Genomic DNA, 25,950 nt, shown 5'->3' with positions numbered 1-25,950 from the left:
CAAGGTCAAGGCTGACTTCCCATGGGAGGGTGCCTCTCGCCATCTCCGCCTTGTTTGGAACCTCCAATGCGTCCTGTCGCCGTCCCATATCGATGACGCATCACTGAAGGTCTTTTCGCGTTTCATGATCGTCTGCTCCTGCAATGTCCTCAGCGACCACGATGTTCGTCACGCCGTGAACACGGCGGACGACGCGCTGCGCAATGCCAAGCAGATCTATGACTGCCTTGGCTGCAGCGCCGAATGCGGTCGCTGCGCGCGCACCATCAAGACGATCATCGACGAGGCCAAGAGGGAATGTGCACTAGCCTGTCGGGCCGGCTGCCAGCATCGCCGGATCATCGATGACGCGCAGGATGAGCTCAAATTCGCGCCCAGGGCTAGATAAGTGCCTCGCTGTTTCGTGCCCCGGGGATTCCCGCCTGCTTGTTCTTCTTCAGAATTGTTCTAAGCTAACGAAAGGCAAAGATCCGGCCTCAAACCTTGGAGGAGTTCATCATGCTGGGCGACCCCAAAGTCATCGAGTATCTTAACAAGGGATTGCGTCACGAGCTCACTGCTATCAACCAGTATTGGTTGCATTACCGGCTGATGGCCAATTGGGGCATCTCGGACATGGCCAAAGTCTGGCGCAAAGAGTCGATCGAGGAGATGCAGCACGCCGACCGCATCACCGACCGGATAATCTTCCTCGAAGGCTTTCCTAACATGCAGGTGCTCGACCCCTTGCGGATCGGCCAGAACGTCAAGGAAATCATCGATTGCGACCTTGCCGCCGAGATGAGCGCGCGTGCGCTGTATCAAGAGGCGGCGACACATTGTCATTCCGTGAAGGACTATGTCACGCGCGACCTGTTCGAGAACCTGATGGCGGACGAGGAACACCACATCGATTTCCTCGAGACGCAGCTTGATTTGATCAACCGGATCGGACTCGAGCTTTACACCCAGAACCATGTCGGTGGGCTCGAGACAGGAGAGCACTGAACTTTCGCTCCGTCCATGGCAGGCGGAGAAGCGCGGCGGACGTCTTCGCAAATACGGGCCGCTGTAATGATTGGTGCCGCTCACGCTTCCAGACAGTTGTGCTCGATCGTAGGCGAGCGTGACAGAGAGCTTTGCAACCTAGCCTATCGCCGGCGAGTCGACCCGAGTTCCGGACATTCCACGCGGCCGTTATTGAGCGGATGCGCGCAAACAGCTTCGCTCACCATCGTCGTCGGCACCCCGAGCCACGTGTTGCTCAAGGACGACTCCGGCCAGCACGTCGCCGTGACCGCGCGGCATTCCCGGCTGCTATTGATACAATAACTTTACCCGGCTCTGGGGCAAGCTAACCTAGCAGACACAGATCCCCAACCGTCCGCTCTCGCGCTGTGTGATCTCCACGCGTTTCGGTGCCGTGTGCCGGAGCGAAGCGAAACACCCGAAGACGTGAAAACGGGCCCGCGCCCACATGATGGAAGTCTCCCATGGCGAAAGTACTAGTGCTCTATTGCTCTTTCCACGAACGCGTCGAGAAGCTCCGACACGAAAATCGCCGCGGGCAGGCGGGTGGCAGGGGCGTCCGCCGATCTGCCGAGGCCGCCAGGTCAGCCAACCACAAGCTCGGCCAGACCGCCCCAAGCGCGCGCATCAACGACGTCGCCGATTACGACGCAATCGTTGTGAGCACAGGCACGCGCTTTGACAGAGTGTCGTCCCCAATCGCACGCTTTCTCGGCCAGGCTGGCGGACAATGGGCGAAGGAGCCGCCCTCCATGGCAAGGTCGGCGGCGCCTTCACGTCGTCGGCAACGCGGTACGACGGCCATGAGACAACGCTGTTCACAATCATCATCAACCTGCTCCACTTCGGGATGACGGTTGTCGGACTGAACTACGGGCTCACCGGCCAGATGAAAATTGACGAGATCACCGGCCCTGGTGGGCGCGATCAGGGGCTGGGACCCCTACCCGTTCATTCTTCTCAATCTCGCTCTTTCGTTCCAGTCGGCCTACGCCGCGCCAGTCATCATGATGAGCCAGAACCGGCAACAGGACATTGATCGCAGGGCTGCGGAGAATGACTACCGCATCAACGTAAAGGCGGAGCTCGAGATAGAGTTGCTGCATCAGAAGATCGACCAACTGCGCGAGCGCGAAATCCTCAAGCTAACGGAGGCCGTCAGGATGCTGACCGAGCTGCTGGAGCAGTCGGCGTCGGGTGCACGCGCGTCCGATAACGTCGGCGTCGGGCCGGCGGCAAGCTATTACGACGACCTGAGCAAGCTTCCGATCCTGAACATCGACCCGGATTAGTACCCGCATGGACATTTCCGTCACTGAAATGCGCAAAAGGAAGGCCAGGGTCTGGTTCGAGTCGCTGCGCGACGACATTTGCGCGGCGTTCGAGCGGTTGGAGGACGAGGCGCCCGCCTCGCTTTACCCCGGTAGCGCTGGCCGCTTTGTGCGCACGCCCTGGCAGCGCACCGACCCGGGCGGGGCCGCCGGTGGCGGCGGGGTGATGTCGATGATGCGCGGTAGGCTGTTCGAGAAGGTCGGCGTGCATTGTTCGACGGTGCATGGCGCGCTCTCGCCTGAATTCCGCGCGCAGATAGAGGGCACGGCCGAAGACCCGCGCTTCTGGATCTCCGGCTGTTCGCTGATCGCACACATGCGCAGTCCGCATGTGCCAGCGGTGCATATGAACACCCGCTTCGTCGTCACGACAAAATCCTGGTTCGGCGGCGGCTCCGATCTGACGCCGGTTCTGGATCGCCGCCGCACCCAGGTCGATCCGGATACGATCGCCTTTCACGCGGCAATGAAATCGGCCTGCGACGCGCACGCGGCGGTTGCGCCCTACGACAAATACCAAAAATGGTGCGACGACTATTTCTGCCTGCCGCACCGGAAGGAAGCACGCGGCATCGGCGGCATCTTCTACGACCATCACGATTCCGGCGATTGGGACGCCGACTTCGCCTTCACGCAGGACGTCGGCCGCGCGTTCCTGAAGATCTATCCCGAACTTGTCCGGCGCAACCTTGCGACCCCTTGGACGGCGGCGGACCGGGAGGAGCAACTGATCCGGCGCGGGCGCTATGTCGAGTTCAACCTGCTGCATGACCGCGGCACGCTGTTCGGGCTAAAAACCGGCGGCAATATCGATTCGATCCTATCGTCGATGCCGCCCGAGGTGAAATGGCCCTGAACCCGATGACCAGACTGCCGCACGCGACACTGATCGGCCGAGATGGCGTAGGGTCGCGATCGAATTTGCGCCCGAGTTGGCACCGTTTTCGCCGCGAGAGGTCGCAACCGCAATTCTCGCGTTTGCGCGAAACTTTTGGTCGACGGCCGAGCCTGTCTGGCGGCTCAAGCTCGGCAAGGCGCGCGTCTCTCCGTCAAAGGCGGCTTCGCCGCGCTCGCAGCAAGCGGCCACGCCGCACTGTCCGACGATCTCGCGATTGTGCACGGCGATGACGATACGGCTGCTGGCGCGAAGGCGGAAAATCGCGCTTTCCCACGTCGCCGTAGCCGCGTCGTACCACCATGGCGGGGATGGCAGCCGCGACTCCTTCGAGCGCTCCATCAGGCTCGAAGGAAACCTTGGCGACGAGGAGTGCGCCCACTATGACGACGACCTGGAGCTTCCGATCCCGAACATCGACCCCGACTAGTGAGCCGCGAGATAGTCCGCGAGCGCCACGGCGTTGTTGCGCTCGGCGTCGTGCGCGCCGAAGAGCAGCGTGACTTTGCGCGCCGATACAAGATCCGTCAGGTGATCGACCGCGGTGTGATTGGAGCGGAGCTCCTCGAAGTATCGCTTCTGAAACTCACGCCAGCGGTTCGGGAAATGGCCAAACCAGGTCCTGAGGCCAGTGCTCGGCGCGATGTCCTTCAGCCACACGTCGACGCTGGCCTGCTCCTTCGTGAGCCCGCGTGGCCAGATGCGGTCGACAAGCACCCTCGTGCCGTCCGAGGCCTGGGGCGGCTCGTAGACGCGCTTGACACCAAGCCGCGGGGACCGTCGAGACATTGGATTCTCCAACCGTCCCCTCTCCAAAGAAAGAAGGGGACCTCGCTTTAGCGTGCCTTCGCGGGACTGACCTCGGGAAAATCGATCGGGGTCTGCACCGCATTGTTCATGAAGTTGGTCAACAGGAACTGGGCAGTCAACGCGATCATCTCGACAATGTTTGCGTCTGTCCACCCCGCATCCCTGACCGCCGCAAACTGGGCGTCGGAAACTTTACCGCGCGTCTCGATTAGCGCTTTCGCGAAGGCGACCGCAGCCTGGCGCTTGGGATCGCTCGAGCGGCCCTCTCTGTTCAGCTCGATTTCGTCCACCGGGACTTTGGCCAGGTTGCCCGCGGTGAAGCTGTGCGCGGCCAGGCAGTAGTCGCAACCGTCCGCCTCCGACACCGCCAGCGCGATCCCGTCTCTCGTTTTGACGTCCAGCGTCTTCGCGAGCGATCCCATCAGCGTAGCCCAGCCTGAGATCGCGTTCGGGCTGATCGACATGAGGCGATGCAGGTTGGGCACGAAGCCCAGTATCTTATTGACGTTGTCGAGGATCGGCTTGGACTCCGCGGGGGCGTCCTCGCGCTTCGGAATGGCAATACGGGGCACTTGATCCTCCTACTTCAGTTCGCAAACGTTTATTCGGGTCAGAGACATTGCGCTCTCCCGCATGAACGGGGGAAGCGCAGTTATGCGGCCAGGAGATTATTCATCGGTGAAGCCCACGACCGGACAATTCACCAGATTCCCCGTCGTCTTGACTGGCCCTCCAGCGGGGCTCACCAGTAAGCCTGAGGCACTTTTGGCTTCGAGATCGTCGCCATCAGTGATCAGTTTCCGTTGATTCTTCGAGATAGCGTCCTTGGTCCACTCGGCCAGACGTACGTCCCACATCGGAGAGTATCCCGCGCTGATCTCCGTGAAGTGCGCGAGGACGTCGAGCGAGGGCCCCTCTCCGTTAAGAGCGCTGTCGAGCCCCTGGCGGTTCGGATCTTTCGCACCCATGTTGCCGTTCACAATCGTATAGATCACCTCTGTCGCGCCACTCTGAAGAATGTCGCTTTCCGCCGGCGCAAAGGTGGAGGACTCGAGGGTCGCCGTCTCCTCGGAGTTTGCGTCAAAACTAAGATAACGCAGGTGTCTGCCGTTCGCGAAGCCAAACCGGAGCTTCAAATCAACCGTGCCCTTATCAGGACAGATGCTCGCCACGGAGTCCGTCACGACCGAGTAATCGGGGCTACCGTTGCAAAACGAGATTTTCTCGGGTCCGACATTGAACGCGATGACCGGAGCATTAAAGACAATGTCCTTATTGTTCGTCACCCGAACCAATGGGCTGTAGTGCGCATCCCCGACAGACCCGGCTCGGGCCGTTTTAGGAGGAAAAAAATTAGGCGCCTCGCCGGCCACTAACGTCTGAGGCGGTGAGAAATCGATCCGACCCGATTTGAACGTGAAGTTACCCGAGCCGTCCATTTCCGCAACCCGTGTGCTCGTCAGGTCTTTGGCCTTAGCGAGACTCGGCGCCCATGTGAGTCCCATCTTTTTCGAAGTAGCAAAATCACTTACGTCGGTGAGCACGAACCAAACAGCTTCTCCCGAAGAAAGACGCCCGCGATGGAGCGGAAGCGTCACCACCTCTCGTACGAGGTCCACTTGGCCCGACGTAAGGAATTGCTTTGTGATTTTTTTGTCGGCAGCCGGATTGGCCGCTAGACTTTCTTGAGGTGCCGAAAACGACACCACGAAGATCATCATCGATCCACAAATACATCTGTTGAACTTTTTGCTAGGCTTCATGACCCTACCTTTTCTCCGCATCTGGCCCGGTTTCGCCCACGCAACATCTAAGCCTGGGTTGCCTATGGTCGTCATTTCTTCAAACCGGGATAGCCTTGCACATAGATCCAATCAGTCGCCTTGGCAGGGATGTGGCAGCCTAGGCAATCCGAGCGAAAGTTCGTTGAGGTCGTTTTCACCGGGTCACCCGCGTCGAACCAAGACCAACCCCAACCATTGCCCCATAGCTTATTATCGGGGTGGCTGTTCTCGCTGTCCTTCACCATCATGAACCAACCTTTGAGAATGTCTTGATGGCTGACCGTCCCAGTCGTCATCTCCGAAGTGGCCGTGCCGTAAACTTCCTTCACCAGGATCGAAGCTTCGGGGAATTTGCCCATCGCGCGATAGGCCGCCGCAGTTCCGGGCGAAGCGTAGACGGCGTGAATCTCCTTAGCTCCGTTCTCACCTGCGACAGACCAGCTCCCAAGAAATTCGTAGGTGGTTCGGTAGTCCTTCGGGATATGCATGTTGCCTGCCGCATCAACAAGTCGTTCCTGCGCTGGGGCGGGCTGGCTATTTACGGGCTGCGAAACAAGGCACCCGACGGTCACGACGATGAACGACGCGGACGCCACGGCTGTACTTCTGAGGAATTTCATCACGGTTCCTCCTACTGTTTTACAGTCTGGCCGGCCGGCACAGGCACCTTGTCGAGCAACGCGTAGAACTGCGTCCATACGTCATCCCGCTTCGCACTTGCAATGTGGCAGTAGGCGCATTCCTCGATCGGCCGGACTTTGGCGCTGGCCGCCTTGGGTTCAAAATGGTTGAAGTTGTAATAGCCCCAGCCATCGGTAGCCTTATATCTCACGGTGTCCTTGACAGTCACATCCGCCCCGTTGAAGGGGCCCGGGAAGAATCCCTTCCCCGATGGTGCGGTTCTCGAGCCGTCCGGATGAGTGGCGGGCTGCATGAGCTGCAGTTCTTTCACGAAGATTGTTCCTTCAGGGAAGACGCCCGTGTTCTTGTAGATCTCGTAAGAACCAGGCTCGATATATACGTTGTGAAATTCAGGGAAGTTTGCTTGAGGCGGATTCAAAAAGTTGGGCGTCAGTGGCGAACCGACATAAACCCATTCGTGAAAGTTCTTTGGCAGAACAAGGTCTCCATCTTTCGTGTATTCAGGAAGATAGCGGCCGGTGGCGTGCCAATCGTCGGGCGGAGGAAGCTGGGGTTGCTGTGCGAAGACTGCGGTTGCCATAGCGCCAACCCCGAGGATGGCGGTAAGTGCTAATACTGTGCGTCTCATGATCTCTCTCCTCTGACCAGCTGTATGTCACCGAATGATGCGCAGGTGGTCTCGTTAACTACGCACAGATCAGATTAAGCGTGGGTCCCTAGATGCGGAAGCAACAAAGGGGCATGCAATTGATACCCGTCGGGAATAACGTCCTCTCGAACTATCGATGTTTGGTCATAGGAAGGTTCTGGCCCTTGCAACTATGCCCATTGACTAGGGATTGGCGGCGTCAGTTTTCCGGCCGCGGTCGTCGCGGACAGGCAATACCAATGTCGAAAACCGCTCTCCGATCGACACTGCCTCGTGTGTCGCTTCACTACCTACTTCCCTTGCTGCTTTAAATGCTTCGCTTCTGAACGGCCCTCGATCAGTCATCCCTTTTTTTGCGTTGTCCACTCGTCGGGTCTCGCTTTTGTACGGGATCGTCGCAAAGCCGCCACCTGTTGGGATTGGAAGAGTATGAAGCTGGCCAATCTAATCCGCACGATCGTCATGTCACCGCGAAGCGCACGGCTTAGTGCGATCCATCGTCCCGGCGAAGGCACTTCGCTTCGAGAGGGCCTGATGTCGTGCCCTGTCCGAACTGTCGCGCGCCTCCTGTCACTCTTCTGCAGCGTTGAAGGGGACTCCTTCGGCAAGCATGCGATGCATGATCATCTTCAGTCGGCGGGCGAGCCCCCCTTGGCCTTTTGTGCCGGCGCGGCTGCGATCCGCATCGCCCAGCTCTTCAGTTGTGGGCAGCCCTTGGACGGCTTGGGCAGTATGATATGGGCTGCATCGTAGAGTGCCGTGCGCAACGAACCATCGCCAATCTTACTGATCCGGCCAGTGTAGTCGATCTCGCCGGACTGATGCCTCTTCGGCGTCCAGGACAATCTCGCGACCGCGATGGCGTTTGCATTTGGGCGCCGTGCGCACAATGCCAGCCCTTCGAAGCCGAGGCCGTGACACAGAAGGATTCGCTCGAAACGATTTTTGAAGCGACCCACTTCGCAGCGAGACAGCGCTCGAACAGGCGCGCAGGCCGCGACCAAAGCGGCGGCTGATTGCTTCACAGCGCGCCACCGCCAGAAAAATACGACGCATTGGTCGGCGAGCGCGGAGCGACCTCTCAGTCGGCCAACGCCAGCGCCTCGCTATGCGCGCGATCGTAAAGAACGCACCGGCGCTGATGTTTGGTAGGGCGACTTGCGCGCTCGACGCCGAGAGCGGACGACTGGGGCTGTCGTCGCTCGATCGCATGGCGGACCGACGCACCACCATCGTGATTGCTCATCGGCTCGCCACCGCGCAAAAAGTCGGACTGTATCGTTGTCATGGAAAACAGCCGCAGCGTCGACAGGTTTGCATTCGGACCTCACGCAAGGCACCTTTGTGCCCGGTTAGCAGCCCTGCAATTCAGCCAACGTCATGGAAAGGACGGCAAAGCCGCCTCGCTGATAGTTGCATCGGAACGGGGCTTAGGTTTGCGGAAAGGGACCCAGACGCGGGCAAATTTTAGCTGCCTCAGCGGCGCCCGACCATAACCGGGGGTCATGCAAATTATAGCTAAGACGAGTGCGAAGTTCTGTCCATGATGAGCTACGGTCGAGCGACGGTCAGGAGAGATTGAGATGGACGCGCAAGCAAGGCATCCGCGGCACGGAAGCGTCGGTGATAGACATTTGTGTGTGGATATAGTGCCGGGACAAGGTGCATTGACATCGCCCAACCGGACGTTCGCTACGGACGATAACAATTGTGCGGCTGAAGCATACGAACGTCATTTCCAAGACTCTCTTGAGCGCCTGCACGGGGAACAGCGTTATCGCGTCTTCGCCGACATCGAGCGCATCTCCGGCAGCTTCCCAGCCGCCAAATGGCGCCGGTCTGACGGAACCGTTACGGAGATCACGGTTTGGTGCTCGAATGACTATCTCGGCATGGGACAGCATCCGGAGGTCGTGAGCGCTCTGACCGCGACGGCTCACCGCTGCGGCGCAGGAGCGGGTGGAACGCGCAACATCGCCGGAAATAATTCGCCCTTGGTTGATTTAGAGGGTGAGCTTGCTGATCTGCATGGCAAGGAAGCGAGCCTAGTCTTCACCTCCGGCTACGTATCGAACCAGGCCAGCATCTCGACGATCGGTAAGCTGATCCCGGATTGCGTGGTCTTATCTGATGCATTCAACCACAATTCGATTATCGAAGGCATCCGTCAATCAAATTGCGCAAAGCGGATTTTCCGCCACAACGATCTCGGTCACCTCGAGGCGCTGCTGCGCGAGGCAGGAGACCGCCCCAAGCTTGTCGTGTTCGAGTCCGTGTACTCGATGGATGGCGATGTGGCGCCGATCGGCGCCATTTGCGACCTTGCGGACCGGTATGGCGCGATGACCTACCTCGATGAGGTTCACGCTGTGGGCCTCTACGGCGCTCACGGGGGCGGGATCAGCGAGCGTGATGGCGTGATGCACCGCGTGACCGTGATCGAGGGTACCCTCGCCAAGGGATTCGGCTGCATTGGCGGCTATATCTCGGCGTCGCGATCGATCTGCGACGCGGTGCGCAGCTTCGCGCCCGGATTCATCTTCACGACGGCACTCCCTCCACCAATTGCCGCCGCAGCCCGTGCGTCCGTTCGTTACCTGAAGCATTCGTCTGCTGAGCGCGAAGCACACCAACGGCAAGCCGCTGCAACGAAACAGGCGCTCCAAGCCGCCGGGCTTCCCGTCCTCCCGACCGAAACCCACATCGTGCCTGTGATTGTCGGCGATGCGGAATTGTGTAAGGCGGCCGCCGATCACCTTCTAGAGCGCCACGCCATCTATATCCAGCCGATCAACTATCCGACCGTTCCCCGCGGGACGGAGCGTCTTCGCATCACGCCGTCGCCATATCACGGGGATACCCACATAGCGGAACTCGCTGCTGCGCTCGCTGAGACCTGGGACACCCTCTCTCTTGCCTGAGGGCCGTGCTTGGGCCCCTTTGCAACCGCCTCCCCGGATTGTGCATCGAAAGGCGCCTCGGCTACCCGGCGGGCGCAGACCAAGCCGGCAAGGCGTCGCGTGTCCCAGGTTGCGGCCGAGGCAGCCAAGTTGGGACGATGGACCATCCAACGAAAGTCGTTTGAGGGCATACCCGCCCCCCTTTTCGACACGCCTTCGGACAAAAGATGTGATGCGCCCCAATCCAGTGCTTCTATCACGCGGCTAGTTTGCATGGGTCATCGCATGGCACATCTTGCTGACGACGATCACAATCGGGCTCGCATCCTTCAAGTAGGCAATCCCGAAGAACTGAACTGCCTCATCCTCTTGGGCGGTTCTCCCCAACGGCGCCGCCTTTCGCTCGAACATGCTGATCCAGAATTGTTCATTTCGATAAGCACTCCAACCGGGCGTTCGAAGACGATCCGAACGAGACAACGGGCAACCGAAAATGAAAATGGATATCACGCAGCGGTGCCATCTCCTGATCGAGGATCTTTCCGTCGCGCGCGGCGAGCGCGTGGTGTTCGGCGGGGTATCTTTGCGACTGGGCTCGGGCGAAATCGCCGAAGTGAGGGGTCCCAATGGCGTGGGCAAATCCACACTTTTGCGTGCGATCGCCGGTTTCTTGCCGCTTGGATCCGGCCGCATATCATGGGTGGAGTCCGAAGCCACGGATACGGCGCTCCTGGCAGAGCGCCTCCACTACGTGGGCCATCTCGACGGGCTGAAATCGGCGTTGACGGCCCGCGAAAACCTCGACATCGGCCGGGGACTTTTAGGGCGAGGTCGGCTAACCCCGTTAGAGGCGCTGGGCCGTATGGAGTTAGCCCACGTTCTCGATCTGCCTGTCGGCTATCTCTCCGCGGGACAGCGCCGCCGCGTCGCATTGGCCCGGCTCCTGATTACCGATCGCCCTCTTTGGCTGCTCGACGAGCCGCTAACCGCACTCGACCGGCATGCACGCGCCTTGCTGAAGGCTGTTGCCGCCGACCATCTCGCAAGCGGAGGATTGATGCTCGCCGCAACCCACGAACAACTCGGTCTACCCGGGACAATTCAAGTCAGGCTCGAAGCGAGGTGAGGATCGTCCCGTTGGGGCGCGGCCCGCACCTCCGTAGCCGCCTGTCTCAAGGTCGGGAGAGGAGAGGTCACGCCGCTCTTTCAATTTCCCGGGAGCAGTCTCGACACGATGGCGACGCTGGATGGGGGCCATGACCCGTATTCTCCTCCTCGTTTTTCTTCGCGACCTCTTGCTGGCGCGCCGCATCGGTGGTGGCGGGGTTCTCGGCCTGGTCTTCTTCCTCAGTCTCGTGACGGTCGTACCTTTCGCGATCGGACCTGACCTGCACTTGCTGTCGCGCATCGGTCCAGCCATTCTGTGGATAGCGGCGCTGCTCGCGACTTTATTGGGCCTTGACCGTCTGTTCCAGGCGGATCACGAGGACGGTTCGCTGGACCAGATGTTGCTCTCGCCGGCGCCGCTAGAACTCATTGTTCTGTTGAAGTGCGTGGCTCACTGGTCTGTCACGGGGCTGCCGCTCGCTTTGCTCTCGCCTTTGTTTGGCTTGATGTTGGACTTGGACGGCCCGGCGCTCTGGGCGGTGCCAGCGACGTTGTTGGTTGGTACGCCGACTTTCACCTTTCTGGGAGCAATCGGTGCAGCCCTTACCGTCTCGCTGCGGCGCGGCGGTCTTTTGCTATCGATCCTCGTCGTGCCACTAGCCGTTCCGGTGCTGATCTTCGGTGTCTCCGCGGCGCAGAGTGGCACAGTGCCCTTTCTGACGCCCTTCTTGATCCTCTGCGCACTCGGGCTCGCATCCGTCGCCCTCGCCCCAATCGCCGCAGCCGCAGCACTTCGCGGCGCGGGAGAATGACGAGCGATGCAGACGAAAGAGTTTGCTTTCGGGGGGCGCCGCCGTGGATCGACTCCGCACGCCTCCGAAGCTAAGACCGCTTGACCATCAGGAAATGCCTACAGCGGAGTATCGGCGTCTAACACAGCCGCGAGCCGATCCCGCTCGGCTTGGCTTAAGGGCGCCGCCGGCGTGGACCGCAGGCGGCGCAGACCGAACAGGAGAGCGATCCCGCCCGCTGCGAGCACCAAAGGCGGCATTCCCCAGAGGAAGGCGGTATCCAAATCGAGCGGTGGTTTCAGCAGGATAAAGTTCCCGTAACGCTTCACCAGAAAGGCGCGGACCTGCTCGTCGCTCTCGCCGAGATTAAGGCGTTCGCGCACTAGCAGTCGGAGATCCCGCGCGAGCTCTGCGTTCGAATCGTCGATCGACTGATTTTGGCAGACTAGGCAGCGCAGCCCGGCGGAAATAGCGCGCGCGCGCGCCTCAAGTTTCGGGTCGGGCAGGACCTCGTCTGGCTGTACCGCCCTTGCCAAGCTGGGCGCGAGGCCTGCGAGTACGATCGAAAGCAGGAGAATGCGACGAAGCGAAGTCATTCGGCGGGCTCCGGCGCTGCGGAGTTGGCGATGGCGCGGACGCGAGCCGCGCGGCGCGTGAAGCCGATTCTGAAGCGTCTATCGGACATCGACACGATCCCCCCGAACGCCATAATGACGGCGCCGATCCAGATGGCTGTCACAAGGGGCTTCCAGAACATGCGTGCGTCGATCGAACCATCCGCGTGCTGGTCCCCGAGCGAAATGTAGATCTGGCCAAAACCCAGCGTCACGATGCCAGCCTCGGTGACGGTGGTCTCTCGCGCGGGAAAGCTGCGTTTGGCGGGCTCGACGGTGGCCACGGCGGCGCCGCCCCGGCTGATGACCGTATAGGCTAGGACTTCGGAATAGTTCGGCCCCTGTCGCGATCGAAGATTCTCGATGGTGGCTTGATAGGGGCCGAGATCGATCCCCTGGCCTAGCTTGACGGTCGCGATCCGCTCCACGCCCCAACCGGTCGCCGCCAAGCCCATGAGTGTCACGCCAAAGCCGGCGTGAACGATTGCCGCCCCCCAGGCGGAGCGCGGTAGCCCGACCGCGCGGGCTAGCATCACTCGAGCGGGCTGCCCACGTGTCCAGATACGCGCCGCCACATCGGCGAACGAACCGACGATGAGGTAGACGGCGAGACCGAGACAGACCGCTGCGAGGACAGGGCCGCCTTGGATGATAGCAACGAGCACAAGGGCGACCACAAGGCCGGCCAAGGCGGCGACCGTCACCCGTTGCGCCGCACCGAGCAGGTCGCCACGCTTCCAGGCGAGCGACTGACCGAGCGGTATCAGGAGAACGACCAGCGCCACTAGCGGACCGAGCGTCAAATTAAAAAATGGTGCGCCGACCGAGATCTTGTCCCCGGTCAGAGCCTCAAGCGCCAGCGGATAGAGCGTGCCGGTCAGAACCGTAGCGCAGCACGTGGTGAGCAGCAGGTTGTTGACGGCCAGCGCGCTCTCGCGAGACACAGGAGCGAACAGACTACGCTGGCTCAAGGAAGGCGCTCGCCAGGCATAAAGCGCGAGGGAACCGCCGATGAACGCAGTCAGGATGACCAGGATGAAGACGCCGCGCGCCGGGTCGCTGGCGAAGGAATGAACGGAGGTCAGCACCCCTGAGCGCACGAGGAATGTACCGAGCAGCGATAGCGAGAATGTAAGTATCGCCAGAAACAGCGTCCAGATCTTGAGGGCTTCGCGCTTCTCCATGACGGCAGCCGAATGCAGGAGCGCTGTACCCGCAAGCCAGGGCATGAGCGACGCGTTCTCGACTGGATCCCAGAACCAGAACCCGCCCCAGCCTAAGGTATAGTAGGCCCAGTACGAGCCCATGGCGATGCCAAGCGTCAGAAAGATCCAGGCAATCAGTACCCAAGGCCGAACGTAGCGAGCCCAAGCGGCGTCTAGTCGGCCGCTGATCAGCGCCGCCACCGCGAACGAGAACACGATCGAGAAACCCACATAACCGAGGTAAAGGAGCGGCGGGTGTATCGCGAGGCCCAAATCTTGAAGCAGCGGATTGAGGTCCTGGCCTTCAAAAGGCGCCGGAAACCGTCGTACGAAGGGATCGGAGGTGAACAGAATGAAGCAGAGGAACGCAAGGGAGATCCAGCCTTGGACTGCTAGCGTATTGGCTCGCAATTCGTTCGCCATGCCGCGCCCGAGAATCGCCACTGTCGCTCCGAAGGCCGCCAGGATCAGAACCCAAAGCAGCATGGATCCCTCATGATTGCCCCAGACGCCCGCGATTTTGTATACAAGTGGTTTGGTGGTGAGCGAATTCTCGGCGACTGTCACGAGACTGAAGTCGGACACCACATGGGCGTAAGTCAGTGCCGCGAAGGCATAGCCCAACAAAAGGAACTGGGTGATTGCGGCCGGGACCGCAATGGAAGCGATTCCAGAATCACCACTGCGGGTCCCCCAGAGTGGCAGAACTGACTGAAGCAGCGCGACGGCGAGAGCCAGAGCGAGCGCGTAATGTCCGGTTTCGACGATCATCCATTTGGTCCCATCGGCAGCGATGTTTCGTGGAGCGCGGCGCTATTCCGCTCGCGCGGATCTTTCGCTGCGCCAAGCGCCTTGTTGCTTGAGTTTGTCGGCTACGTCCTTGGGCATGTATCGCTCGTCGTGTTTGGCGAGCACGGTATCGGCATGAAAAAGACCCGGTCCCTCCACCGTGCCCTCGGCCACGACGCCCTGTCCTTCGCGGAAGAGATCCGGCAGCAAGCCAGTGTAGCTGACCTTGACGTCGTGCTTCAGGTCGGTCACCGCGAAGACGACAGTCGACGATCCACCGCGGGTAAGTGAGCCACGTTTCACCAAGCCGCCGATACGCAGATGTGTTCCTCGCGGCGGCGCTCTTTCGGCCATCTCGGTCGGCCCGTAGAAGAAGACAATACTGTCGCGCAACGCAAACAGGATGAGCCCTACCGCGATGGCCAAAGTGAAGCCTGCTGCGTTGATGATAGCGAGCCGCCCGCCTTTTCTGGTCACGGTCTATCCCTTCAAACCGAGCTGCCTGACGAGTTCGTCGATGCGTGCCGGCGCTTGCGCATCGCCTGCTAACTGGGCACGTGCGCTTGCGACGGCCGCCTCGGCCTTTTGGCGTTCACCCAATACGGCGTAAGACTTAATCAGTTGCAGCCATCCCTGAAGGTCGTGGCCGTTCTTCGAGAGCTTCTCGGCGAGCCCTCCTACCATCCCGCGGATCGCGTCGCTCCGCTGCTCTGGAGGAAGCGATGCAATGTCAGACCGGGTTTGGCCGGCGTGGATGTCAGGAACGGCGGCAGCGAAGGTGACGTCCCCACCCCTGCGCCTCGAGGCGATCGGCATGTCAGGCTGGCTGGGAGCGCCGACCTTGAGGTACGACGCGAGTCCGACGAGTGGCAGCACTAGGACGATCGCCACGGCTGCGACAGTGCGTCTCGGCTGCCAGCGCCACGACAAACGCGGCCGACCCTCCGACGCCGAGTTGAGCGACGCGAGCAGCCGGCGCCCGATCTCGGCACGCGTCGCCACGGCATCCTCGGGTGCTACCAGTCCACAGCGGACGTCATCATCCGCTTCGGCCAGAAGGCCTCGATAGAAGGTGACATCGGAATCGTGAGCACCAAGGCCCTCGCGCCGCTCAGAGAGCGACCGGGCGAGCGCCAGCACGACCGCGGACGTCATCATTGCAAAGACCGCCCAGAGCACGTTTCAAGGCCTCCGTTGGTTTTTGCCACTGCGTAACGCACCACGTCGTCGGACATTCGCCGCCCTTGACAATCGGACTGCTTCTGAGTGTTCCGCTTCCATGGTCTGATCGCTCACTCCTGAATTATTTAAGTGGATGGAATTACATGCCGAGGCAAGAAAACGCCTTCTTGCATCCGTCGCGCGGAGATGGGGAGCTTGAAAGGCGGTCGTCATGGACGCTCTGCCTCTTCAATGGCGGCCATCAAAGCAGGTCGACTTGCTTCCGAGATGCCACCAATCAGCTTGTAGGCGATTGTGCCATCGCCCTTGATCACATAGGTCTCGGGGACGCCATAGACGCCGAAATCGATCCCCGTTCGGCCGGACCGGTCAGTGCCAACCTGTGCGAAGGGGTTCCCGTTGGCGTTGAGATAGGCTAGCGCGTTTCTGGGATCGTCCTTGTAGACGATGCCAGTAAGCTTCACCCCCTGTCGCTGCAGCGTCCGGTCGCTCGCCAACGCCATCAGAGCCCCATGTTCTTCCCGGCACTCAACACACCATGACGCGAACACGTTCACGATGGTCACGTGCCCCCTCCGCAGATCGGCGCTCGACAAGCCAGGCGGACCGGACGTCGAAAGCCCATCGAGGGGCTCCAGCGCAAACTGCGGTGCTGGCTTGCCGATCAGAGCCGAGGGCACGCGCGATGGGTCTCCGGAGCCGAGCCGCACCAGGAGTAATGCCGCAATTCCGAAGAAGACCAGAAGCGGGATAATCACGCGCAGGCGCGCCAGTGCGCGTCGAGGGGCCGCAACGCTCGCTGGGAGGTGAATCGAGGCTGGCATTTTGCTCATCGCCGATCCGACTGTTCAGGTAGCAGACGACGCAAGGTACGGAGCTGAGCGCGATAGTCGATGAGGACCGCCGCGATCATTCCGGTCAGAACGGCGCCCGTCACCAGAAACGCCGCCATGATGACTCCACTGTGCTGCATCATGATCTGCTCAGGACGTCACTTCGGCAGGCGGCATGCGAGCCATCGCGGGTTCGCCCACGGCCGCCAGCGTGATTGCAAGCCGCCGGGCTCGGCGTCGCATGATCTCATTACGGACCGCCATTACGTGGAGGGTTGCGAACAAAAGCGTGTATGCGAGCGCCATAGCGATTAGCGGCCATAACATCGAGCCAGCGATCGCCGAGCCTTCCATCCGGAACACTGAAGCCGGCTGGTGGAGAGTGTTCCACCAATCAACCGAGAACTTCACGATCGGGATGTTAATGAAGCCCACCAAGGTCATGATCGAGACTGCTCGTGCCGCCCTGCTCGGGTCCTCGATCGTTTGCCAGAGCGCGATCAGACCGAGATAGATGAGAAACAGAACCAACACAGAGGTAAGACGAGCGTCCCAGACCCAGTATGTGCCCCACATCGGTTTGCCCCAGAGGGCGCCCGTGACGAGGCAGATGAAGGTGAAAGCTGCGCCAAGCGGCGCAGCCGCCCTTTGTGTTGCGTCGGCAAGTGGATGACGCCAAACTAAGGATCCGAGCGCAGACGTCGCCATGAGCATGTAGGCAAGCATCGCTGTCCAGGCGGCGGGGACATGGATGTACATGATGCGCGCCGTCTCGCCTTGCTGGTAGTCGGGTGGCGCGCCGAATGCTCCAAAGAGACCAAGCGCGAAGGCGAAGGCTGTCGACCCCCAAAGCCAAGGCAGCAGCTTTGCGGCGATACGCAAGAAATTACCAGGATTGCTGTAGGCGGTGAAGCTCAGCTTCAACTTTCCGATCTCCTCGAAGCCAACCCGTAGGCCGGGAATTCGCTCACTTCCGACTGCGGCTCGCGACGAAGGACTGTGCCATTGGAGCGTCTGCGAGCTCACGAGTATTGCATCACGCCGGAGACGATCCCGCAAATTACTGTCGGTTATCGTTTCGATGTCCAGTAGCGCCCAGAATTTCGACATCTCCATCGTGTGCTGAGGCAGATGACAACACAATCATCGCGGCCGGTGCTCTCGACGACAGCTCGCCCGCATTCTCCCGGAAGATCGTCGGCAAGGCTTTCTCTCGTTGGGTCGGGGCGAGCAGTTTAGCGTCCCCCACCCTGATCTGCCGGCTTTCTGCGTTGGCCTCAATCAGCGTGAGCATCCCCCTTCGCACAATCCCGTAGTCCACCGAAAGAATGCATGTCCAAAGGGAATTTCTAATTTCGTCGGCTACGTCCGATCCTGAGGTTCATTTCGCCGCCCGAGCACGCGCGGCAGCCTCCAAGGATTGAAGCCATTGCGCCGAGCCGCCGCGCCGCGCGCGGGCAGCAGAGGAAGCACACCTTAAACGAATACTGCGAATTAGTCGTGAGGATGCCGTCGCCGCCGGATAGAGGGAAATGCACTGTAACTATCTCCGACAACTATCTATCATAGACCTGAATTCAGACGCGATCGCATCGCGGCGGCCTTGCCTGCCGCGGCTGCCGTCACCATGCGCCGTATCTTCAATCGGAGTTCTGTCCACCACCCTCAGATTCTGCTGGGCAGTATCCGTGCGCTTGGCGAAAGGCTCGGAGAAAGCTGCTGGAGCTCCTATAACCAACCGCCCGCGCGATCTGCTCAACAGAAAATGTCCTCGCGGCGAGCATATCAACTGCGCGCTTCATCCGAATTTGCCGGAGTGCGACCATTGGCGAACATCCTATCGCGCGTACAAAGCGCGCCATGAATGCGGATCGGCTCAAGCCGGCCTTCTGCGCCAAGGCCATGACGGAGTGATCGGCCGATGGTCGCGCCAACATATCGGCAAACGCAAGAGCGATTTGACGGTCACTCAGGATAGAAAAGCGTTCGAGCCAAACGCTCGTCGACTTTAGACTCCGACGGACCAGCGTGACGAGCACCTGCTTCAGGATGGCGGTCGTCATCGCCTGCATTCCAACCTGCCGGCCGCTGATTTCTGCCAAAGCAGCCTGCAACTTTGACCCCAGTTCATCTTCGGGTTCGAAACGCTCGACAATCGGCGTGGAAAGGCTCGCAAAGAGGTCGATCGACGAACCGAAGGTGGCGCGAAAGTACCCGCAGATTAGCATGACCATTGGGTCGACCTCCCCGGCGACGAATCGCTGAATACGCTCGCCGAAGCGCGGATCCCATTGCGCCTCGACCACATTCACTGTCGTGGCCGCTGTGCGGTCATCGACCTCGATGTGAAACGGCTTCTTGGCCGGTGTGATGACAAGTGTGTGAGGTACCAGAGGAAATGCGGAGAAGCCACTTACAACCATTCGTCCGGTCCCGGAAAGATTGTAGTGGATAGCAGGCGCGTCCGCGCTCCCGAATGACAGGCGCCAACCTGGACTGATCAAACACTCGATGAGCCCAATGACGTCGACATCCAAGGTTGTCATCAGCACATCGAGATCGGATCGAGGCAATGCAAGATTTGGACGATCGGGCATGTGTTTCGGACCCTCGGATTGAGCTGATGTCCTAGTCTTGGGACAGGACAATTGCAAATCTTGGTCTGCTTTATGGCTAGGACCGTGGGCATCTGCTCGCCATGACCCGTGGCCCGGGCGGAAGCAGGGAATCTCTTTGACAAGCGTGAGTGTGCCACGCTTCCCGCGGCCCCTTCCAACCGTCCAGAACAGAGACCTTAGGAGATCCCTAAATGAGCAAAAAACACTTGATGAAAAGATGGCAGGGCCGATCGCAATGCGAACCCTGACATTTAACTGTCTCGCCTACGCAACCGCGACGTTAATAGCAAACACCATCGGTGAGAACACTCGCCGTAAGGCGCGGGTCGACAATTCCGAGCCGACGCACAACATCTGCTTCCGCGGAAGCTCCGCGACAAACCGCTTGGCCATCGACCCTGCCTATTATGGCAACGAACTGGAACGCGCCGAACCGCGGCAAATCTTTCGAGTATGAGTATGCAGCTCCAGCTTTATCAGGTGCGATATTTTCTAGCCCTAGCAAAGACGCTCAATTTTACGCGGGCCGCGGAGCAATGCAACGTGACCCAGCCGGCGCTGACAAAGGCGATACAAAAGCTCGAGCAAGAACTCGGTGGCGCGTTGATTCACCGTGAACGTCACCTCACCCAGCTCACCGACCTGGGCAAGATGATTTTGCCCACGCTGGAGAAAATATTTGCCGCCGCGGAGGCCGTACGGCTTCAGGCGCGAGGCTATCAAAAGAAGACAATCGCCCCGCTCAAGATCGGGCTGGTGCCGTCAGTCTCCGCCGCGCTCATTACGGAATTGCTCTTGGAGCTCGCCAGGATCATCCCTGACCTTCAGGTCGATCTGCGCGAGGCGGATGCCAACGCGCTCGTTGCGATGCTTCTGGATGGCGAGATCAATGCCGCACTCGTCGGTGACGCGGTGGAGCTACCTGAACGTATCGACCGCTGGCCGCTCTTCGAGGAGCGGTGTGTGCTCGTTCTATCTCGGAGACATCCGATGGCGGGGCGAACCGTTATCCCGCTCCAAGACTTGCATGAGGTGGTATTTCTCGAAAGACTCGGATGCGACGTCGCAGGCCGATTCAAACAGGCTTGTTTTGCCGACCATCCAGGCCCTAAGGTTGTGCACAGGAGCGATCAGGAAGGGCATCTTCAGCAGATGGCATCCGCCGGTTTTGGAGCCATCTTGGCGCCAGAGCACGCTCCCAGACTGCCGTCGCTCACTGCTATTCCAATTGAGGGCGACCCCGTCCGGCGAGAGGTGCAGCTTTTGGCCGTGGCGGGGAGGCAGTATTCGCCGGCGCTCGATGCCTTTATCAAAGTTGCTCGTGTTCGCGACTGGACGAGTGCGCTGGACAAACTTCGCCGCTCGTCTGCCCCTGCCTCGAACAACGACAATGTTCGCAAGAATGACGCACAAGGTGGCTCCTTGACCCAAATCGCGGCCCCCTGTCGCTCGTCTCATTTTCGGCCCGACTCTAAGGGCGAGGCTTAGGCCCCGTCCAATTCGGACAGGGCGGCAAGCACGGTTTCGATCTTCGCTCCCGTGATGGAGTCCGGCCCGACACACGCTCGACGGATGATCCCTCGTTGGTCGAGGACATAGGTGGCCGGCGTTGGCAACATCGAAAAGGAGAAGCCATGGGGAGCGCAGAGATCAAGGCCGCGCCGCAAGAGACGGCTCACTATCTCCGCCGGCACTACGGACACCAAGCCGAACGAAAGGCTCACCCCAAGATCTAGGTCGGAGAGGATTTCCAGATCCAGTCGGCAATCGCGTTTGATATTGTGTAGCAAGTCTCCAGCCTCGGGCGTTATGGCAATTGCTCTGGCGCCCGCAGCGCGGATACTAGGGGTGGCCTCATGAAGAGCGCGTAGACCAGCTGCGCACAATGGGGACCAAGTCCCGTAAACGAAGGTGACGATCAAAGGTGCAGTTTGTCGCAATTGGAAAGATGAAACGAGCTTTCCATTTACCTCGGGGAGAAGGAAATCGGGGGCAAGTTCGTTCGCCGTCAGGGCGCCGTCAGGAACGCCTTCCTCTCGCAGCCACGATGAAAGCAGCCGGTCGGTTCGGATGTCTAGCATGCGAAAACCACTCAAGGTCTCCGCGAAGGGTTTGATCGGCGTATTGATCGGATGCCGCTTCGAAACTTCGTCGTCCATTCTAGTTCTCCCCCAACGGCGTCCCTCGCGGCACCTGTCCGCTTATGTTTCTTGCATGGTGGCCGTCCGTTCTGGAAAACGATAATTCAACTTTGGAATGTTAGTCGTTGACGAATAATCGTTAGGAATAGTCGGCGACCCCAAATATCGGGATGTGCCGCGGGCAAACGAAGCACCAGGCGCCGCTTCCATAGAGGACGCCGCGAGCGATGACTCTCATAGTCACCACGCCCGTGCACCGGCGTACCGAGCGACAGCATGAGGCAAACGCCTACCATGGAGCGGAACGAACTGATAGGAACGGCGTGGTAGCGATCAGAATGTGCGGCATGTCGCCGAGCCGAAAGGCCAGCATGATCGTGGCGAACATCTGTTGTTGCTGATAGCGCGTGCGCGCGATCTAATCGATCACGGACGATTCGCATTGCGGACCGCGCGAGGATTCCGGCTCTTCACCAGAGAAGAACACGCACACGCTCTGTTGGGCCACTCCAGACGTCGCTTCGACGACACCCAACGCGGGCGTCAATCGGCATTCAACATTTGGGCGCCGACCCCAGCTTTGGGGGCAATATTGGGTGCTAACTCAACTTTGATGCAGTTTAAATTCGTGTAGTGCATTTTCGGAGAGACTCAACGCCATACAACAATCGTTTAACCCCACCCAAAATGCGTCAGAACCAATATTGCAGGCCGAATAACACGCGGTGGAAGAAACAGTCGTTGCGGGCAGGACTGGCAGACCCAACCTTCCGGCTTGTCAGCGCGTTGCAGCATGCACGCGACGTTGAGGGAGACCTCATCAAATTGGGTCCGCGCGCGCGACGTTTCAGAAATCGGAATCGGCGAAGTGACGTTCCGCGCCAACTAAGTCGAAACCGGGATATCCAAAAGTCGCAGCCCTGGCCTGCCAAAGTCTAACTCCCTTTCGCCCTTCCTGTCAGACGCGCAAATGCGAGTGCAATTGAGGACTTGCGTGCCGCAGGGCAGGCTGCTCACCACGCATCGCTTGTAGCAGCTTTCGGGCGAAGGAAGCTGCCGCTTGGCCCGACACGGGGCCCTACTGGCCCCAGCACGGGCACCACGATCGCGACAACGGAATGGATGAACGCAATCCTGTATAGGAACCCGGAGTTCGACCCCATGCGTCTAGCCGATGACGATCAGTTGACAGCACGACTCCAATTCAAGCGAACGGGAGAAGCGATGGCAGAAGGCCGCCCCCTACTTTTGCCCTCCAAGCTGCGGGCCGGGCTCCGGCAACTCCGTTTACGCGAGAATTTATCGAAGCCACGCGATTCGCGGCATGACCCTGAAGATCTGCAGCAACTTTCGGGATCGCAAGTGTCGCCTCCGATAACTCGATCCCCGATCATTGGAGGCGACCATGACTGCTCCACTTTCGATCCAGCTCGCCAATTGGATGGTGACGTCGCGGCGAACGCGATCCATCCCGTCGTTGAAATCTCTCCTTCCGAGGCTGTGGCACGCCTAACCGTAACAGGGCACGGCATGGCCGCCGAATCTGTGCGATCCACCAGCCGAGGCAAAATCCAACATCACTATCGGGCTCCAATGCATATGCTCGTGATGTACGAGAAGGGGGAGCGCCGCGACGGAGAGACATTTGTGGAAGGTTTGCAGCGATCAGCGCTCCGGAACCTTGAGCGGAAGCTGACATTCGTGCCGGCTGGCCGCGAATTTCACGATTGGCACGAGCCGCAGGGGTCGCAGATGCGGCTCATGTACTTCTACTTCGAACCTGAGAAGCTGAAGGCTCTTTCTAAGCGTGAGATCACGGACCTACCGGACGCTCCACGCCTTCTATTCGAAGACGAAACGCTATGGCACACCGCGCTCAAGCTGAAGACGTTCGTCGAGAGCCCCGCAGGAGACCCGACCTACTTCGAGAGTCTAGGTACTCTGCTCATACATGAAGTTGCGCGTTTCGCTTGCGGGATGCCCAGCGTTCAACCTCAACTCCAAGGTGGCCTTGCACCGTGGCAGCAACGACTCGTCACCGCCTATATCCAGGAACATCTCAATGAGCGGATACCGATTGGCACGCTGGCGCAGCTCGCTCGTCTGAGCCCGTATCATTTCTGCCGGGTATTCAAGCGATCGCTCGGAATGCCGCCGCATCAATACCAGACCAAGCGTCGTGTTGAGCACGCCAAGTTACTGCTGGCAAACCGAGCAGGCTCGATGACGGAAATCAGTCGGGCGGTAGGCTTCAGCAGTCCTAACGCGTTCGCCACGGCGTTCCGGAAGGCGACGGGAATTGCCCCCACGGATTACCGCCGAAGCGTGGCTACTCTCATGACATATAAATGACCTGCGACGTCGCGACCAATTTTTGCTATTCGGAAGGTGGAGGCATCTCGGCCTCACATTGCGATGAGGACGATCAGGCTTTGGGTGCCCGCTAGGAAAGCAGCTCACGAGCCTGAAGAAGACATCATCTACGAGCGATGGTCCTGGCGGAATCCGTTCTTCCGACCGTAGCGGTGAGCACGGTATCGCACGTAAACGGATCATTTCGGTCTCTATACCACTGTTAGCACACGGCAAATCGGAGATCTGGCCTAGTCGGCACTCCCATCGCTCGCCGGCGACCGGCTAAGACTGATTTTGCATCTTGGCTCCGCGAGCCGGAAGGCTCTTAGCGAACAGAAAGCAGAAAGCCCGCCGCGGGAGTTCAGCAACGCGACCGAAAGCTGAAGCGGCGCAAGGGGAACGGCCCCGCCCAAAGGCCATAGAGCGATCGTAGGGGCGTTCCGCAAATCTGTCGCTGCTAATGGAGCGTGGACGGGATGAGCTGACATTTCATCGGCCGGCTTACAGCAAGGGGCCGAGGACCATCGAGCTGGCGAACTTCTCTCGCCATCACGAACTATGGCGTTCCACGCTGGAACTCGCGCGGTGTCATGTGTTGAACGGCCTTCGTGAAGGTGATATTTTTGCACCAAGTTGTCGCGTATCGGAAGTTTATCTCGTGGCGCAGCAATCTATTCAAAAGCGTGCGGTTGCCGAGGAGCCAACTATCGTCGTCGTTGACGATGACAAGGCCTTCCGCGACTCACTCGGAGATCTGTTCAACTCGGTCGGCTTCAAGGTCAAGCTGTTTGGGTCGGCCGCGGAGCTACTCGAAAGCGAAGTGTTACCCGACGTGGTGGGTTGCCTCGTACTTGACGTCAGATTACCGGGGGTGGGCGGTCTCGATTTCCAAACCGAGCTGTCGAAAGGGAACGCTTCCATTCCCATCATTTTCATGACCGGCCACGGCGACATTCCGATGTCGGTCAAGGCGATGAAAGCGGGCGCTGTGGATTTTCTGACCAAGCCGTTCCGCGATCAAGATATGCTTGACGCAGTGGCGATCGCGCTGGAGCGCGATCGGACGCGGCGGAAGGCAGAGCAGCGGCTCGCGGACCTGAACTCGCGTCTCGACCGGTTGAGCCCGCGCGAGCGAGAAGTGCTGGCTCTCGTAACCACTGGCTTAAAGAACAAGCAGATCGCTTTCCAGCTGAAAGTCGCTGAGATCACTGTGAAGGCGCACCGCGGCCACGTAATGCAGAAGATGGGTGCGCAATCTCTAGCCGAGCTTGTCAAAATAGCGGAGACGCTCGGCATAACGTCGCCGCGGTCCTAATCGCTTCATGATGGCATGCGTATCCATCGGCAAAGACGGTGGTTGCTTGCGCAAACCAACTCATGCTTTTGATCGTTGCCGGAAGGCCCTGCTGCCGCGTCGAGCGCAACCACCTGGCAACAGCGCACGCATTCGGACGTTGCTCAACCGAGCTGAACTATTCAGAAGTTCTGCTTCAGCTATTCCAAAGTATAGCATCGATGATTCCGAAGTATGGCGTTCGCGCGTCCACCGCATAATCGCCAGTTCAGATCCTTGTCGCTACGGTGCGATGACAGCCGCGCAGTGCCTTTCTTGAGATGGACACGGAACGCGAGATGCGGCGGACCGCATCCCCAGTAATCAAGGCGGGGATATGTCTAGCGAGATTCAAATTTCGATCGTCGATGACGATGAGCACTCTCGCGCGGCGTTAGCGGGTCTCATGGAGGCTATGGGTTTCACGATTGAGACCTTCCCGTCCGCAGTGGATTTTTTGGCGTCTCCCAACTTCCGCCATACCTCCTGTTTGATCCTTGATGTCCACATGCCGCGCATGACTGGGATCGAGTTGCATAGCCGCTTGGTGGGATCTGGCTATGACATACCAACAATTCTGATTACCGCTTACCCCGATGACAGTGCACGAGCTCGGGCTCTGGGTCAGGGCGTCGTTGGCTACCTAACCAAACCCATCGACGAGAAGGTTCTGCTCGGATGCGTCGAATCGGCTCTGCACCGCCCCAAATCGGATGAAAATCCGTCATGACCGCTCAATCAGCTGCCGGCGCCCGGCCAGGAGACTTGTGGTTCGCGTTCGGGCCCCACGATGGTAAAAATATGCCGCCTTAGTCTTACTGAGTCAGAAATCCACGGACCAAGCTGGGTGAGAATCGCATATTGAAGGAGATTCAACGCGAGATCCAGGATCTGAGATGGGTCGCCGAGGAAAGGGAACCAGCGAGACACGATTTGCGGCGTACGTCGACGGTCTTGTTGGCG

At 59.6% G+C, this 25,950-nt stretch carries 29 protein-coding genes and 1 pseudogene; 13 read left to right on the top strand and 17 right to left on the bottom strand.

What is annotated here, in order from left to right:
* Positions 1-124 precede the first annotated feature (124 nt).
* The 6 genes and pseudogenes from SO140_RS25390 (at position 125) to SO140_RS25365 (ending at position 3,664) form a co-directional block, all read left to right on the top strand.
* Positions 125-388, top strand: a complete 264-nt coding sequence (locus SO140_RS25390) for a (2Fe-2S)-binding protein (RefSeq protein ID WP_498543335.1) — start codon at positions 125-127, stop codon at positions 386-388.
* A gap of 110 nt (positions 389-498) precedes the next feature.
* Entirely contained in the window at positions 499-987 is a 489-nt protein-coding gene (bfr, locus tag SO140_RS25385) for a bacterioferritin (protein WP_498543334.1), read from the top strand.
* A 623-nt stretch (positions 988-1,610) separates the two neighbouring features.
* A pseudogene (locus tag SO140_RS25380) lies at positions 1,611-1,921 on the top strand (NADPH-dependent FMN reductase family protein); the annotation flags it as partial.
* A 4-nt stretch (positions 1,922-1,925) separates the two neighbouring features.
* Complete coding sequence (locus tag SO140_RS25375) at positions 1,926-2,300, top strand: DUF1003 domain-containing protein (protein WP_498543333.1); 375 nt, start codon at positions 1,926-1,928, stop codon at positions 2,298-2,300.
* Between the two features lie 7 nt (positions 2,301-2,307).
* Positions 2,308-3,195, top strand: a complete 888-nt coding sequence (hemF, locus tag SO140_RS25370; protein WP_498543332.1) for an oxygen-dependent coproporphyrinogen oxidase — start codon at positions 2,308-2,310, stop codon at positions 3,193-3,195.
* A 76-nt stretch (positions 3,196-3,271) separates the two neighbouring features.
* Positions 3,272-3,664 carry an OsmC family protein gene (locus tag SO140_RS25365; RefSeq protein WP_498543331.1) on the top strand — a complete coding sequence of 131 codons (393 nt, stop codon included), beginning with the start codon at positions 3,272-3,274 and terminating at the stop codon, positions 3,662-3,664.
* Here the strand turns inward: SO140_RS25365 and SO140_RS25360 are convergent.
* The 6 genes from SO140_RS25360 to SO140_RS25335 form a co-directional block, all read right to left on the bottom strand.
* Entirely contained in the window at positions 3,661-4,023 is a 363-nt protein-coding gene (locus SO140_RS25360; protein WP_498543330.1) for a DUF488 domain-containing protein, read from the bottom strand. The two genes, SO140_RS25365 and SO140_RS25360, sit on opposite strands and share 4 nt — an antisense overlap.
* Before the next feature lie 47 nt (positions 4,024-4,070).
* Positions 4,071-4,616 carry a carboxymuconolactone decarboxylase family protein gene (locus tag SO140_RS25355; protein ID WP_498543329.1) on the bottom strand — a complete coding sequence of 182 codons (546 nt, stop codon included), beginning with the start codon at positions 4,614-4,616 and terminating at the stop codon, positions 4,071-4,073.
* Between the two features lie 96 nt (positions 4,617-4,712).
* The gene (locus SO140_RS25350; RefSeq protein ID WP_498543328.1) at positions 4,713-5,807 is read right to left on the bottom strand and encodes a DUF7482 domain-containing protein; all 1,095 of its coding nucleotides are present in this window, start codon (positions 5,805-5,807) and stop codon (positions 4,713-4,715) included.
* Between the two features lie 71 nt (positions 5,808-5,878).
* Complete coding sequence (locus SO140_RS25345; protein WP_498543327.1) at positions 5,879-6,448, bottom strand: cytochrome P460 family protein; 570 nt, start codon at positions 6,446-6,448, stop codon at positions 5,879-5,881.
* Positions 6,449-6,459: 11 nt separating this feature from the next.
* Positions 6,460-7,098, bottom strand: coding sequence for a cytochrome P460 family protein (locus SO140_RS25340; RefSeq protein ID WP_498543326.1), 639 nt, complete (start codon positions 7,096-7,098; stop codon positions 6,460-6,462).
* A gap of 650 nt (positions 7,099-7,748) precedes the next feature.
* The gene (locus SO140_RS25335; RefSeq protein ID WP_498543325.1) at positions 7,749-7,964 is read right to left on the bottom strand and encodes a transposase; all 216 of its coding nucleotides are present in this window, start codon (positions 7,962-7,964) and stop codon (positions 7,749-7,751) included.
* A 738-nt stretch (positions 7,965-8,702) separates the two neighbouring features.
* Between SO140_RS25335 and hemA the strand changes: the two genes are divergently transcribed.
* From hemA to ccmB, 3 genes are all read left to right on the top strand, one after another.
* Positions 8,703-10,040 carry a 5-aminolevulinate synthase gene (hemA, locus tag SO140_RS25330; RefSeq protein WP_498543324.1) on the top strand — a complete coding sequence of 446 codons (1,338 nt, stop codon included), beginning with the start codon at positions 8,703-8,705 and terminating at the stop codon, positions 10,038-10,040.
* Between the two features lie 478 nt (positions 10,041-10,518).
* A complete protein-coding gene (ccmA, locus tag SO140_RS25325; protein ID WP_498543323.1) occupies positions 10,519-11,145 on the top strand; it encodes a heme ABC exporter ATP-binding protein CcmA in 627 nt (208 codons plus the stop codon).
* A gap of 130 nt (positions 11,146-11,275) precedes the next feature.
* The gene (ccmB, locus tag SO140_RS25320; RefSeq protein WP_498543322.1) at positions 11,276-11,938 is read left to right on the top strand and encodes a heme exporter protein CcmB; all 663 of its coding nucleotides are present in this window, start codon (positions 11,276-11,278) and stop codon (positions 11,936-11,938) included.
* A gap of 98 nt (positions 11,939-12,036) precedes the next feature.
* Here ccmB and SO140_RS25315 read toward each other — a convergent pair whose 3' ends face one another.
* From SO140_RS25315 to SO140_RS25275, 9 genes are all read right to left on the bottom strand, one after another.
* Positions 12,037-12,513 carry a cytochrome c-type biogenesis protein gene (locus tag SO140_RS25315; RefSeq protein WP_498543321.1) on the bottom strand — a complete coding sequence of 159 codons (477 nt, stop codon included), beginning with the start codon at positions 12,511-12,513 and terminating at the stop codon, positions 12,037-12,039.
* Positions 12,510-14,507: a heme lyase CcmF/NrfE family subunit gene (locus SO140_RS25310; protein WP_498543320.1), complete on the bottom strand. Its 1,998-nt coding sequence runs from the start codon at positions 14,505-14,507 to the stop codon at positions 12,510-12,512. Before SO140_RS25310 ends, SO140_RS25315 begins: the two co-directional genes overlap by 4 nt.
* 42 nt (positions 14,508-14,549) lie before the next feature.
* Positions 14,550-15,002: a cytochrome c maturation protein CcmE gene (ccmE, locus tag SO140_RS25305; RefSeq protein ID WP_498543319.1), complete on the bottom strand. Its 453-nt coding sequence runs from the start codon at positions 15,000-15,002 to the stop codon at positions 14,550-14,552.
* Between the two features lie 3 nt (positions 15,003-15,005).
* A complete protein-coding gene (gene ccmI / locus SO140_RS25300; protein ID WP_498543318.1) occupies positions 15,006-15,704 on the bottom strand; it encodes a c-type cytochrome biogenesis protein CcmI in 699 nt (232 codons plus the stop codon).
* A gap of 212 nt (positions 15,705-15,916) precedes the next feature.
* Positions 15,917-16,540, bottom strand: a complete 624-nt coding sequence (locus tag SO140_RS25295; protein WP_498543317.1) for a DsbE family thiol:disulfide interchange protein — start codon at positions 16,538-16,540, stop codon at positions 15,917-15,919.
* Positions 16,537-16,680, bottom strand: a complete 144-nt coding sequence (gene ccmD / locus SO140_RS25290; protein WP_498543387.1) for a heme exporter protein CcmD — start codon at positions 16,678-16,680, stop codon at positions 16,537-16,539. Before ccmD ends, SO140_RS25295 begins: the two co-directional genes overlap by 4 nt.
* A gap of 10 nt (positions 16,681-16,690) precedes the next feature.
* On the bottom strand, positions 16,691-17,464 hold the full coding sequence (locus SO140_RS25285; RefSeq protein ID WP_498543316.1) for a heme ABC transporter permease: 774 nt from the start codon (positions 17,462-17,464) through the stop codon (positions 16,691-16,693).
* A 136-nt stretch (positions 17,465-17,600) separates the two neighbouring features.
* On the bottom strand, positions 17,601-17,834 hold the full coding sequence (locus SO140_RS25280; RefSeq protein WP_498543315.1) for a hypothetical protein: 234 nt from the start codon (positions 17,832-17,834) through the stop codon (positions 17,601-17,603).
* 346 nt (positions 17,835-18,180) lie between these two features.
* Complete coding sequence (locus SO140_RS25275) at positions 18,181-19,137, bottom strand: helix-turn-helix domain-containing protein (RefSeq protein ID WP_498543314.1); 957 nt, start codon at positions 19,135-19,137, stop codon at positions 18,181-18,183.
* A 480-nt stretch (positions 19,138-19,617) separates the two neighbouring features.
* Between SO140_RS25275 and SO140_RS25270 the strand changes: the two genes are divergently transcribed.
* The gene (locus SO140_RS25270; protein WP_498543313.1) at positions 19,618-20,646 is read left to right on the top strand and encodes a LysR family transcriptional regulator; all 1,029 of its coding nucleotides are present in this window, start codon (positions 19,618-19,620) and stop codon (positions 20,644-20,646) included.
* On the opposite strand, the gene SO140_RS25265 is transcribed toward SO140_RS25270, so the two are convergent.
* Positions 20,643-21,317, bottom strand: coding sequence for a redoxin domain-containing protein (locus SO140_RS25265; RefSeq protein ID WP_498543312.1), 675 nt, complete (start codon positions 21,315-21,317; stop codon positions 20,643-20,645). The two genes, SO140_RS25270 and SO140_RS25265, sit on opposite strands and share 4 nt — an antisense overlap.
* 1,206 nt (positions 21,318-22,523) lie before the next feature.
* On the opposite strand from SO140_RS25265, the gene SO140_RS25260 reads away from it, so the two are divergent.
* The 3 genes from SO140_RS25260 (at position 22,524) to SO140_RS25250 (ending at position 25,717) form a co-directional block, all read left to right on the top strand.
* The gene (locus SO140_RS25260) at positions 22,524-23,651 is read left to right on the top strand and encodes a helix-turn-helix domain-containing protein (RefSeq protein ID WP_498543311.1); all 1,128 of its coding nucleotides are present in this window, start codon (positions 22,524-22,526) and stop codon (positions 23,649-23,651) included.
* A gap of 661 nt (positions 23,652-24,312) precedes the next feature.
* Entirely contained in the window at positions 24,313-24,969 is a 657-nt protein-coding gene (locus SO140_RS25255) for a response regulator transcription factor (RefSeq protein ID WP_498543386.1), read from the top strand.
* A 355-nt stretch (positions 24,970-25,324) separates the two neighbouring features.
* The gene (locus SO140_RS25250) at positions 25,325-25,717 is read left to right on the top strand and encodes a response regulator transcription factor (RefSeq protein WP_498543310.1); all 393 of its coding nucleotides are present in this window, start codon (positions 25,325-25,327) and stop codon (positions 25,715-25,717) included.
* Positions 25,718-25,725: 8 nt separating this feature from the next.
* On the opposite strand, the gene SO140_RS25245 is transcribed toward SO140_RS25250, so the two are convergent.
* On the bottom strand, positions 25,726-25,950 hold a 225-nt coding region (locus tag SO140_RS25245), incomplete at its 5' end, for a hypothetical protein (protein ID WP_498543309.1).

This window comes from Bradyrhizobium sp. UFLA05-108, from assembly GCF_059803455.1.
This window is presented reverse-complemented; position numbering and strand designations above follow the sequence as displayed.